We start from the raw sequence: 12,134 nt of genomic DNA, 5'->3' as shown, positions 1-12,134 counted from the left end.
CCGGATGCGCACCTTCGCACAAAGTAGCGTCAGTCGCAAGGAGGTTGCAGTGGCGTCAGGCCATTTAGTGGCACCCGTTGTAACAGGCTCTGTAACGCCACGCCATCAGGTAAAATTAAATCCGGTGCCAGCTCGGCCAGCGGATACAACACAAATTCCCGCAGCTGCATACCATAGTGTGGCACAGTCAGCTCGGGATGATCGATTTGTTGCATGCCGAATAACAGGATATCTAAATCCAGGGTGCGGGGGCCCCAACGCTCGGCTTTGCGTTGCCGGCCATGCGCAAGTTCGATCTGCTGTAAGGCGTGTAGTAACGCCAGCGGCGTTAAACGGGTATCCAGCGCCGCCACCGCATTAACATAATCCGGCTGATCCTGTGGCCCCATCGGTTTGGAGCTGTAAAAGCGCGACACCTGCACCAGCCTGGTTTCGGGCAGTTGTCCAAGGGCTGTCACTGCGGTTTGCAGCTGCGCCACTGGTTCCACCAGATTGGCGCCCAGGCCAATATAACAACGTTCAGCTGGCGGCATTATCAGTATTGTCAGTTGGCGCTTTACGTTTGGTACGCCGGCGTTTTGGCCGCTCGACACCGGCTTTGCCGAGTTGATTAATCAGCTGCAGCTTGCCGGCTTCATCGGTAAATTGAAAACTCTGCCACCAGTTTGCCAGTGCAGTCAGTTCACCGCCCTCGGCTGCGGCTCTTAGTTGCAAAAAGTCAAAAGCGCCGCGGAATTTATTTTGTTCCATCAGCTTAAAGGAGCGACGACCAGCGCGTTTGGGCAGCCGGCTTTGTAAGATCCAGATATCGCGCATTGCCAGACTAAAGCGTTTCGGAATGGCAATACTACGCTGCACGTCATCCAGCACTTCGGTCATCGCGATGCTGAGGGCGTCATTTTCATTCAGGCCACTCTCAATCAGCAGTGTCTGGGCCCGCACTTCTACCGGGTACCACAGCATGGCGGCAAACACAAAGGCCGGCGTCACCGGTTTGTCCTGCGCGACCCGCTGATCGGTATCTTGCAAAGCACGGGTGACCAGTTGAAAGGCTTTACCTTCCGGTTCCTGCTTTAACAGTTTTTCCAGCTGCGGCAGTAATACCTTAAAGACTTTCAGCTCACGCATCAGCATAAAGTTATCGAAGCCTTTGCCGGCCAGCCACATCTTAACCAGTTCATCAAACAGCCGTGGCGCCGGGATATTCTTTAGCAATACCGCCAGCTCAGGGATATCGCGCGCCGTATCCGGTGCGATTTGCATATTTAATTTAGTGGCAAAGCGGATGGCGCGCAGCATCCGCACCGGATCTTCGCGATAACGGGTTTCCGGATCGCCAATCAGTTCAATGCGCCGCTCCGCGATGCTTTGCATACCGTTGGCAAAATCATAGATAGCAAAGTCTTTAATCGAGTAGTACAGCGCATTGACGCTAAAGTCGCGCCGCTCGGCATCTTCTTCAATGGTACCGTACACATTATCGCGCAGGATCTGACCGTGATCGCTGAGGCTGGCGATCTTGCTGCTATCTTCCTCGTCGTCAACGCCACTGTGATGGCCACGGAAGGTGGCAACTTCAATCACTTCGCGGCCAAAGACCACGTGTGCTAAACGAAAACGGCGGCCAATCAGCCGGCAGTTGCGGAACACCTGCTTAATTTCTTCCGGCTTGGCATTGGTGACCACATCGAAATCTTTTGGCTGTAAGCCAAGCAATAAATCACGGATACAGCCACCGACCAGATAGGCGTCGTAGCCGGCATCTTTTAGCCGGTACAACACTTTCAACGCATTCGGGCTGATATCTTTGCGCGAAATGGCATGCCGATCACGGCTAATCACCTGCAATGGCGGCAAAACTGAAGAGGGCACCGGGTTGGTGCTGATAGCTTTAGTCGCCGGGGTTTTGGCAGCTTTAGCCGGCTTGCCACTGCTCGGTTGGGGGGCAGTTTTGCTCAGCTTACGGCGGCAAAAATCAAGCACTCGCGAAATAATGATATGTCTCCTAAAAACCGATACGGCACTTTGGCCGAAAAACCGGCGTATCATACCCGAATTGCCGGAAAATGAGAATGTAAGGCCGGCGGCAAATTTATCAGGCAAAGTCAGGGCAGCGCACTTCCAACTGCTGCGGTACCTGACGTAATTGCCAGTTGCCAAGTGCCCAGGCTAACAGCTCGCTCACCGGGGCACCGGCAAGCTCTGCCGGCGGCGGATGGCCAAGTACAGTTAAGGCCGCCGCCATACTTTGCGTCAGCGGCCAAGCTTGCAGCGGCCTGGCATGGTTTTGTTTACTCAGCTTCTGGCCAGGTGCCGTTACCGCCAGCGGTAAATGGCCATAGTCAGGCGCCGCTGCGCCCAATAACCAAAATAAGTGCTGTTGCCGGCTGGTCATCGTCAGCAAATCGGCGCCACGGATCACTTGTGTGATGCCCTGATCCCAATCATCCACTACCACCACCAACTGGTAGCTAAACAGACCATCCCGACGTTTTACCACATAATGCTCAGCGGCCAGGGCAGCGTCGATCTGCTGCGGGCCGAAGACCAGATCGCTAAAGCCGGTCGCAGCCGGGCTGCAGAGCCGCCAGGCTAACGGCTCAGCAGACAGTCCGAGCTGCCGACAAGTACCGGGATAAATTCCACCGCCATCATTAATTTGTTTACGGCTGCACTGACAACCATAGATCAGCCCTTGCTGGCGTAGCTGTTGAAAAATGCTCTGGTAACGTTCCAGCCGCTGGCTTTGATACCAAATCTCGCCATCCCACTGCAGACCAAAGCTTTCCAGTGCCGTTAAAATGGCGCTGTCGGCACCGGGCTGGGTGCGCGGGGTATCGATATCTTCGATGCGTACCAGCCAGCGGCCAGCCTGACTCTTTGCCTGCAGATAACTACCCAGGGCAGCAATTAAGGAGCCAAAGTGCAGTGGACCAGAGGGGGAGGGAGCAAAACGGCCGGTATAGCCGGCCGTGTTTTGGGGGGAAGTGCTGGCGTTTGCCAAGGGATAAGACCTTAGCCGCCTAACTGCTTCTCTTTGATTTCGGCCAAAGTTTTACAGTCAATACACTGATCAGCTGTTGGCCGCGCTTCTAAGCGCTTGATACCGATTTCAATGCCGCAGGTATCACAGTAACCGAAATCGTCGTTCTCAATTTTTTGCAGCGTTTTTTCAATCTTTTTCAGCAATTTACGTTCACGATCCCGTGCGCGCAGTTCTAAGCTGAATTCTTCTTCCTGGGCAGCCCGGTCTACCGGATCCGGGAAGTTGGCGGCTTCGTCAGCCATATGGTTCTTGGTACGGTCAACTTCTTCCCGTAACTGTTGGCGCCAGGCATCGAGAATTTTGCGGAAATGCTCCAGCTGCTTCGGGTTCATGTACTCTTCCCCGACCGCCTCCTGATATGGCTCAACACCGGCCAGCGCCAGTAGCCCCAGGGTTTTGTTGTTATTGCCCTCTGGCATGATTCTCTCCTGTACAATACCGCCAAGCAAAAAAGATGGCGGCTATAGATAGCAGAATATTAATGCTATCGCAATCACTATTGAAAAACCGCGGAAGTATACAGACTGAGCAGCCATTCGTCACTTTATTTTCAGCGGCCGCTCTGTGCTACAATGGCTCACACCCGCGAACGTCAAACGCCGAGCGCCCCTATAAACGGAGTAAAAGATGGAATCGACCACTAAGCTGTTACACATTTCACTGACTCAGCAGCCAGCCGCTGCTGCCTTTGGTAAAGCCAGCCTGACCCCAAGCAGCCAGGGCTATCAGATTCATGTTAAAGCCGGTGATGAGCTGCGTAGTATTCAAAAAGCAGCCCGGCAGCTGGATAACCTTGGTCTGACCGAAGTGCAGTTAGCAGGTGATTGGTCGCTGGAAGCACAGTGGGCCTTTTATCAGGGTTTTATTAATGCCAAACGCTTTAGCGGTGTTAATTTTACCGGCGATGCCGCAACAGTAACCCGCCTGCAGCAGCTGGTGCGCTGTTACAGCTTTGCCCGTGGCCTGATTAACCAGACGCCGGAACAATTATCTCCTGAGTTGCTGTGTCAGCAGGCGGCAGCCTTTATTCAAGAGGTGGCCGGTGACGGCAAGGTGTCGCAGCAGATCCTGCTGGGTGAACAACTGCAACAGGCGGGCTGGCATGGGATTTATCAGGTCGGTCGCGGCAGCGATCGCGCACCGGCACTGCTGGAGCTGGACTTTAACCCGACCGGCACCCCGGATGCGCCTGTTGCTGCGGCTTTGGTCGGTAAAGGCATTACCTTTGACAGTGGCGGTTATTCGATTAAAGCGACTGAAGGCATGCTGACGATGAAATGTGATATGGGTGGGGCTGCGACAGTCACTGCAGCGCTGGCGCTGGCGATCCTCGGTGGCCTGACGCAGCGGGTCAAACTGATCTTATGCTGCGCCGAAAACCTGATCAGCGGTCATGCTTATAAACTTGGCGATATTATTACCTATAAAAATGGTACCACAGTAGAAATCGTCAATACCGATGCCGAAGGCCGGCTGGTACTGGCGGATGGTCTGCAATTGGCGGGCGACAGTGGTGCCGGGCTGATTATTGATGCCGCAACCCTGACCGGCGCCGCGCAAACGGCGGTTGGCACCGAATATAATGCCTTGTTTGCCTTAGATCAGGTACTGGCACAGCGGGCGCTGGCGTATGCGGCGGAACAACAGGAACTGACCTGGCAGTTACCGCTGGCAAAATGGCATCAGCAGCAATGCCCGTCACCTTATGCCGATACGGCCAACAGCCGGCCGGTCAAAGGTGGCGGTGCCGGTGGAGCCAGTAATGCTGCCGGCTTTTTAAGTCGCTTTGTACCGAATGACGGTCAGGGCTGGTTGCACTTTGATTTAGCTGCCGCTTTTAATGGCAGCGCCAATGCCTATTGGGCGGCCGGTGCCACCGGTCAGGGCATTCGTACTATTGCCGCTACCCTGTTAGCGGAATTGTCAGCCTGAGTGGCGGCGGCAGCTAGCGCTTAGTGTGCTGCCGCTGTCTGAGAGAGCTATAGCTTGTTACCTGTTGTAGAGATCCTGCCTAAGCTGTGCCAGATCCTGGCACAGCAAAACCGCGTCATCTTGTCGGCGCCACCGGGTGCCGGTAAATCGACGTATTTGCCGCTGTATCTGTTACAGCAGCCCCAGTTTGCCGGTAAGAAGATCCTGTTGCTGGAGCCGCGCCGCCTGGCGGCACGCAGCATTGCCGCCTATCTGGCACAGCAGCTGGGTGAGCCGATCGGTAAAACAGTGGGCTATCAAATCCGCCAGGACAGTCAATTTAGCGCGGATACCCGGCTATTGATTGTGACTGAGGGCATTTTAACCCGCAAAATTCAGCAAGATCCGCTGTTATCTACGGTGGATTTATTAATATTCGACGAATTTCACGAACGTTCGCTGCATGCCGATCTGGGGTTAGCGCTGGCGTTAGAGGTGCAGCAACTAAATGAACAGTTAAAGCTGCTGGTGATGTCGGCGACGCTGGATTGTCAGGCATTGCAGCAGTATTTGCAGGCGCCGCTGCTGCAAAGCGACGGTCGCAGCTACCCGGTTGAGATCCGCTATCAGCCGCCGATGCCGGTGTCGAAAGAGCCGCTGGCACTACAGGCCGCTAAGCTGGCATTGCAGGCTTATCGCCAGCACGGCGGTAATCTGCTGGTATTTTTACCCGGTCAGGCCGAAATTCAGCAGGCCGCCACTTGGTTACAGAGTCAGGGCTTGCCGCCAGAGCTGCAAGTCTGGCCCCTAATCGGTAGCCTCAGCCTGGCGCAGCAACAAGCCGCTATTGCCGCGCCACCGGCCGGTCAGCATAAAATTGTGCTGGCGACTAATCTGGCCGAAACCAGCTTAACCATTGAAGGCATTACCGTGGTGGTAGACAGTGGCCAGGCGCGCCGGGCCAGCTATCAAGCGCGTAATGGCCTGACGAAACTGGAAACCATTGCCATTAGCCAGGCTGCCGCGGTGCAGCGCGCCGGTCGCGCTGGTCGTTTGGCGCCGGGCATTTGCTACCGGCTGGATACGCCGGAGCAATGGCAGCGCCGACCGGCCTTCGAACCGCCGGAGATTGAACTGGCGGAATTAACCCAGCTGCGGCTGGAGCTGGCCGTCTGGGGTTGTCAGCCAGCGGCGTTAAACTGGTTAACGGCACCGGCCAGCGGTAATCTGGCCGCGGCGACGGCCTTATTGCAGCAACTACAGGTGCTGGATGCCAAAGGGCAGCTTAGCCGCTATGGTCGTGAACTGTATCAGTTTGCTACCGACATCCGGCTGGCCAGTATGTTGCAGCATGCCAGGCAGCTGGAAAAAAGCACCGCCGGTGCTGGTTGGCTGGCCGCCTTGTTAGCTGCCTTGCTGGAAGAGAGCCGGCCCGCTACGCAGGACCTGTATCAACAACTCGCACTGCTCCAGCAGCGGCGGCCACCTTTTGCCAGCTTATATCCGCAGGCCGAGCAGTTTGCCCGCAAGCTCGGGGTGAGCAAGCTGACGACCTTGCCACTGCAATTGCTGCCAACCTTATTGCTACGCGCCTTTCCGGATCGGCTGGCGCAGCGCCGTGGTCAGGGCTATTTACTGGCCAATGGTTGTGGCGCGGTGTTGGCGCCGGATGATCCCTTGTCGGGGCAAGCCTTGTTGGTGGTGAGCAGCAGCCGCGACTATCAGCAGCAAAACCGCATTAGTCAGGCGGTGGCGATTACGCTGGACGAAGTACTGGCGGACTGGCCTGAGTTAAGCTGGCAAAGTTACAGTGGTTGGGATGAGCAGAAGCAGGCGTTTTTTAGCGAACAGCAACTGCGCTTTGGTCAGTTAATACTGCAGCGCAAGCCGGCGCAGTTACAGCTGGACCCACAGCTCAGACAGCAAGCCTGGCTCGACACCCTGCAGCGTAAAGGTCTGCAGTTATTGCCGTTTAACGACCACTGCCGGCAACTGCAGCAGCGGTTGGCGCTGGCGCGCACTATGGATAGCAGTTTACCGGACCTGAGCGATGCGGCTTTATTAACGACCTTATCCGTCTGGCTGGGCCCCTACCTTGGCGAGCTGAATAAGCTGACGGAGCTACAACAACTGCCGTTATACAATTTACTGTGGCAGCAGCTGAGTTACCGGCAGCAACTGCAACTGAATGAGTGGTTGCCGGAGCACTGGCAAACCCCGGCTGGCTCCAGAGTCAGTATTGATTACACCCTGCCGGGTGGACCGGGTTTTTCAGTCAGGGTTCAGGAAATGTATGGTCAACTCGTTTCGCCGACGGTGCTGGCCGGGCAACTGGCCCTGACGCTGACGTTGCTGTCACCGGGGCGGCAGCCGCTGCAAATTACCCGGGATCTGGCGAGCTTCTGGCAACAAGCCTGGCCTGAGGTAAAAAAGGAAATGAAAGGGCGTTACCCTAAACACTATTGGCCGGACGATCCGGCGACGGCGCTGCCGACCACCAAAACGAAAAAAGCGATGCAGTTATGAGCCGAAAGCGCAGCAAAAAAGCCGTATCCAGCAGCCGTCCGGGCCGCTGGTGGCGCCTGATCTGGCAAACCAGCCTGAAACTGGCGTTGGCGCTGGTACTCGGACTGGGCATTTATCTGATTTATCTCGACAGTAAGGTCACCAGTACCTTCTCCGGCCAGAAATGGCAGATCCCGGCACAAATTTATGGCCGCAGCCTGACCTTATATCCCGGACGCTATCTGACTCAGGCCAATCTGGTTCGCGAACTGGAACAATTGCAGTATCGTCGTGTAGAGCGGGTCAACGGGCCGGGGCAGTTTAGTGTTAAAGGTGGCAGCGTCAGTATCTATCGCCGCGGCTTCACTTACATTGACGGTGAACAACCGGCAGAGCAGTTTAGTGTGGAGTTTAACCGCAGTGGCATTAGCCGTATCGTGCAAGCGAGAGACACGGTCAGTTTTGCACGGTTAGAACCGCAACTGATTGAACATCTGGTGTCACCGGACCAGGAAGATCGTGAACTGGTCCGGCTGGAGCGGGTACCTGAGCTGCTGAAGGAAACCTTATTGCTGGTTGAGGACCGTGACTTTTATCAGCACCGGGGTGTTTCGCCCTTATCGATAGTGCGGGCTTTCTTCGTCAATCTGAGTGCCGGGCGCACGGTGCAAGGCGGATCAACGCTAACTCAGCAGTTGGCGAAGAACATGTATCTGACGCAGGACCGGCATCTGTGGCGCAAAATCAACGAGGCCTTTATTGCGTTGGTATTGGAGTATCGGTTTAGTAAAGATCAGATCCTCGAAGCCTACCTGAATGAAATTTACCTTGGCCAGAATCACAATACCGCGATTCATGGTTTTGGGCTGGGCAGCCGCTTCTACTTTGGCAAGCCACTGGCCGAGCTCAATCCGGAGCAATATGCGCTGTTAATTGGTATTGTCAAAGGGCCTGGATTTTACGATCCGCGGCGCTTTCCCGAGCGGGCGCAGCAGCGGCGGGATCTGGTGCTGCGTTTAATGTTCGAGCAGCATTTACTTGATAAAGCCAGTTATGAACGGGCACTTGCCTCGCCGATCAGGGTGATTGAGCGTGGTCAGTATCTTAATGCGAACTTCCCGGCTTATATGGATGCGGTACGACGTGAACTCAGACAGTTATCGCTGGACAGTCGCTTACTAAATAGTGGCATTAAAGTCTTTACTTATTTGGATCCGTTGGCGCAAACTCAGGCTGAGCGCACGGTCGGTCAACTGGTGACCGATATGAATAAAGAGCTGGAAGCCGCGATGGTGGTAGTTGATTACCAACAGGCTGCGGTACAGGCGCTGGTTGGCGGTAAAACGGCGGGCTATGCCGGGTTTAACCGCGCGCTGGATGCCAGAAGACCGATTGGTAGTTTAATTAAGCCGCCGATTTATCTGGAGGCGTTGGCACAGCGTGGCCGCTATACCCTCGGTACCTTGCTGGATGATAATCCGATTAGCCTGCGCAATAATAATCAGGATTGGCAACCGCAGAATTTTGATAAGAAGTTTCGAGGCCCTGTGCCGCTGGTTAGGGCGCTGGCTGACTCCTTAAACGTACCAACGGTGCGACTTGGCTTGCAACTCGGCATGCCAAAAGTGCAGGAGAGCTTGCGTCGGCTTGGGTTAGAGCGGCGGGTTAATTTATTTCCGTCTGCGCTGTTGGGCGCGGTAGATTTATCACCTTATGAAGTGACTCAGCTTTATCAGACCATCGCCAATAATGGCCTGCATCAACCTTTGGCGACGGTACAGGCGTTAACCGATCAACAAGGTACGGTGTTGTATCAGCGCCAAAGCCCGTTAACACAGCGTTATCCGGCAGAGGACGTCTATTTACTGCAGTATGCAATGATTGAGTCAACCCTGACTGGCACCGCCCAGTCATTGGCCCGTACCTGGCCGCGGCCAACTTTTGCCGGTAAGACCGGGACCTCCAGTGATTACCGCGATAGCTGGTTTGCTGGCTTTGATCAGGAAACCCTGGTCACAGTCTGGCTGGGGCGGGATGATAATAAGACCACAGGTTTAACGGGGGGTACCGGTGCCTTGCGCCTGTTTACGGATTTCTTCCGGCAAAAGGGCAGCCAGAATCTGATCCGCTATATGCCGGAGCAGGTGGAATGGCAGCGTTTTTCGACCAAAAGCGGGTTGCCAGTGCCAGAGTACTGCCCTAATAGCTGGTTGTTACCGGCGCATAAAAACACGGTATTGGGTTTAGCGGATTGCGATTAAGCTGAGAATACCAAAATAAAACGCCAGCATAGCGCTGGCGTTTTGGTATAACCCTATTACTGTTAGCGGTTTATAATGCCGAGAAAGCGTAGTCGGCCGCAGCGATAGTTTCCTTCAAATCCTCTGCGCTGTGTGCCAGCGACAAGAAGCCGGCTTCATAGGCAGAAGGCGCCAGATAGATCCCCTGTTGCAGCATCAGATGGAAGAAGCGTTTAAAGGCGTCAATATCACAGCGGGTGGCTTGCTGATAGTTGCTGACCCGACCCTCGTTGGTGAAGAACAAGCCAAACATGCCGCCAACCTGATTAAAGCTGACCGGTACACCATGTTTAGCCGCAGCCTGAGCTAAGCCTTTAATCAGTTGGGAAGTTTTCTCGGTTAATGCCTCGTACACCCCCGGCTTGCTGATCTCAGTCAGGGCCGCTAAACCCGCCGCCATTGCTATAGGGTTACCGGATAAGGTGCCGGCCTGATACACCGGGCCCAACGGCGCCAGATGTTGCATAATCTCTTTTTTACCGCCAAAAGCACCAACCGGCATACCGCCACCGATAATTTTACCCAGTGTCGTCAGATCCGGTGTCACACCGTAATAGGCTTGAGCACCACCCAGCGCCACGCGGAAGCCGGTCATGACTTCATCAAAAATCAGTACGCTGCCGTATTCGTCACAAAGGGCGCGCAGACCCTCTAAAAAGCCTGGCTCAGGCGGAATACAGTTCATATTGCCGGCCACAGGCTCGACGATAATACAGGCGATCTGATTGCCCTGTTCGGCAAATAACTGCTGAATTTGTGGCAGATTATTAAACTCACAGGTCAGGGTATATTTGGCAAAGTCTGCCGGTACGCCCGGTGAATTGGGCACGCCCAGCGTCAGGGCGCCAGAGCCGGCTTTAACCAGTAAGGAGTCAGCATGACCGTGATAACAGCCTTCAAATTTTACGATGGTATCGCGACCGGTATAACCGCGCGCCAGTCGGATTGCGCTCATCGTCGCTTCGGTACCGGAACTGACCATCCGCAGCATTTGCATACTGGGCACCAGTTCAGCCACTTTTTCGGCCATAGTCACTTCTGCCGGACAGGGGGCACCAAAGCTTAAGCCATTGGCTGCCGCACGGATCACGGCTTCGCGGATCGCCGGATGGTTATGGCCCAGTAACATCGGGCCCCAGGAGCCGATATAGTCGATATAGCGTTTGCCATCGACATCAAACAGGTAGGCGCCGTCGGCTTTGGCGACGAAAAAAGGCTCACCGCCAACGCTTTTAAAGGCGCGTACCGGCGAGTTAACCCCACCCGGGATAGTGCGCTGCGCGCGTTGAAATAATTCAGATGATAAAGACATAATAATTCCTATAACCGCTTATTTATTGGTGTACCAGGGCACAGCGCACTCGTAGTCCTGTACCAGATCCTGTACGCCTAAGGTCAGCGCAAACAGCGCCATCCGTACCAGAATACCGTTATCTGCCTGGCGGAAGATGGCCAGATTCGGATTCAGGTTTAAATCATTATCCAACTCGTTTGCTTCCTGCCGCGAGTCGCGCGGCAGCGGGTGCATAATCACGGTATTGGATTTACAGTGTCGGGTGTAAATTTCCTGGTTCAGCCGGAACTTGCCGCGGTACTGATTGGCCTCGGCTTTTGACGGGAAGCGCTCTTCCTGGATCCTAGTCTGATAGACGATATCGGCATTCAGATTGCCTTCCAGTTTGTCGCTAATGGTTAAGCGGTGACCGGCATTATCCAGGGCACTGACCACTTCATCCGGCATCGCCAGCTCCTGTGGCGAAATCAGGGTGATCTGCAGGTTTTTGTATAGCGCTAGCAATTTAGATAACGAATGCACGGTGCGACCAAACTTCAGATCGCCGACCATCGCAATATGCATACCATCAATACTTTGGCCACTGGCCTGCAGTTCGCGTTCAATGGTAAACAGATCCAGCAGGGCTTGTGTGGGGTGCTCATTGGCGCCATCGCCACCGTTTAAGACCGGTACCCGGCTACCCTCAGCAAATTCTGCGACAGAGCCGGCTTGTGGATGGCGCATCGCTATCACATCGCTGTAACTGCTGATCACCCGCGCGGTATCGTACAAGGATTCGCCTTTGGATAAGGCAGAGGATTCCATACCGGTGGTTTCGCGCACTTCGCCACCTAACAGGTTAAAGGCACAACCAAAGCTGACCCGGGTACGGGTGCTGGGTTCGAAAAATAAATTACCAAGGATGGCACCATCCAGAACTCGGGTGCGTTTTTTCCGGCTGGCATAGGGTGCCATTTTGCGGGCGATATCAAAAATATACTGGATATTGTCACGGTCGAACTGTTTGACCGACAGAATATGCTGACCTTTAAAGCTCATCGGGATGCTCACTTGTCGTAGGGCTGGGCAAAACGGC

General features: G+C 54.7%; 9 protein-coding genes. 3 read left to right on the top strand and 6 right to left on the bottom strand.

Annotated elements, in window-relative coordinates:
- Positions 1–29 precede the first annotated feature (29 nt).
- The 4 genes from folK to dksA all read right to left on the bottom strand — a co-directional run bounded on the left by folK (position 30) and on the right by dksA (position 3,465).
- On the bottom strand, positions 30–533 hold the full coding sequence (gene folK, locus AAY72_RS10460; RefSeq protein WP_057787356.1) for a 2-amino-4-hydroxy-6-hydroxymethyldihydropteridine diphosphokinase: 504 nt from the start codon (positions 531–533) through the stop codon (positions 30–32).
- On the bottom strand, positions 520–1,983 hold the full coding sequence (gene pcnB, locus AAY72_RS10455) for a polynucleotide adenylyltransferase PcnB (RefSeq protein WP_057787354.1): 1,464 nt from the start codon (positions 1,981–1,983) through the stop codon (positions 520–522). The genes folK and pcnB overlap by 14 nt, the downstream gene beginning before the upstream one ends.
- Before the next feature lie 112 nt (positions 1,984–2,095).
- Positions 2,096–3,004, bottom strand: coding sequence for a tRNA glutamyl-Q(34) synthetase GluQRS (gene gluQRS, locus AAY72_RS10450; protein WP_057787352.1), 909 nt, complete (start codon positions 3,002–3,004; stop codon positions 2,096–2,098).
- An 11-nt stretch (positions 3,005–3,015) separates the two neighbouring features.
- Positions 3,016–3,465, bottom strand: coding sequence for an RNA polymerase-binding protein DksA (gene dksA, locus AAY72_RS10445; RefSeq protein WP_008607161.1), 450 nt, complete (start codon positions 3,463–3,465; stop codon positions 3,016–3,018).
- Between the two features lie 208 nt (positions 3,466–3,673).
- On the opposite strand from dksA, the gene pepB reads away from it, so the two are divergent.
- Genes pepB through mrcB form a run of 3 tightly spaced genes read left to right on the top strand, consistent with a single transcriptional unit; the run spans position 3,674 to position 9,723 of the window.
- Positions 3,674–4,978 carry an aminopeptidase PepB gene (gene pepB, locus AAY72_RS10440; protein ID WP_057787350.1) on the top strand — a complete coding sequence of 435 codons (1,305 nt, stop codon included), beginning with the start codon at positions 3,674–3,676 and terminating at the stop codon, positions 4,976–4,978.
- Positions 4,979–5,032: 54 nt separating this feature from the next.
- Positions 5,033–7,483: an ATP-dependent helicase HrpB gene (gene hrpB, locus AAY72_RS10435; RefSeq protein ID WP_057787348.1), complete on the top strand. Its 2,451-nt coding sequence runs from the start codon at positions 5,033–5,035 to the stop codon at positions 7,481–7,483.
- A complete protein-coding gene (mrcB, locus tag AAY72_RS10430; RefSeq protein WP_057787346.1) occupies positions 7,480–9,723 on the top strand; it encodes a penicillin-binding protein 1B in 2,244 nt (747 codons plus the stop codon). The genes hrpB and mrcB overlap by 4 nt, the downstream gene beginning before the upstream one ends.
- Positions 9,724–9,793: 70 nt before the next feature.
- Here the strand turns inward: mrcB and hemL are convergent, their stop codons facing one another.
- Both hemL and AAY72_RS10420 read right to left on the bottom strand, forming a co-directional pair.
- Positions 9,794–11,074 (bottom strand): glutamate-1-semialdehyde 2,1-aminomutase, encoded by a 1,281-nt coding sequence (gene hemL / locus AAY72_RS10425; protein WP_057787344.1) that lies wholly within the window; start codon positions 11,072–11,074, stop codon positions 9,794–9,796.
- Between the two features lie 18 nt (positions 11,075–11,092).
- On the bottom strand, positions 11,093–12,097 hold the full coding sequence (locus tag AAY72_RS10420; RefSeq protein ID WP_008984423.1) for an aspartate carbamoyltransferase: 1,005 nt from the start codon (positions 12,095–12,097) through the stop codon (positions 11,093–11,095).
- Positions 12,098–12,134: the final 37 nt, after the last annotated feature.

The sequence above is a fragment of the Alishewanella sp. WH16-1 genome (assembly GCF_001441695.1).
Lineage (GTDB): Bacteria > Pseudomonadota > Gammaproteobacteria > Enterobacterales > Alteromonadaceae > Alishewanella > Alishewanella agri.
The sequence above is the reverse complement of the archived record's forward strand: the minus strand, read 5'-3'. Positions and strand labels throughout refer to the sequence as shown.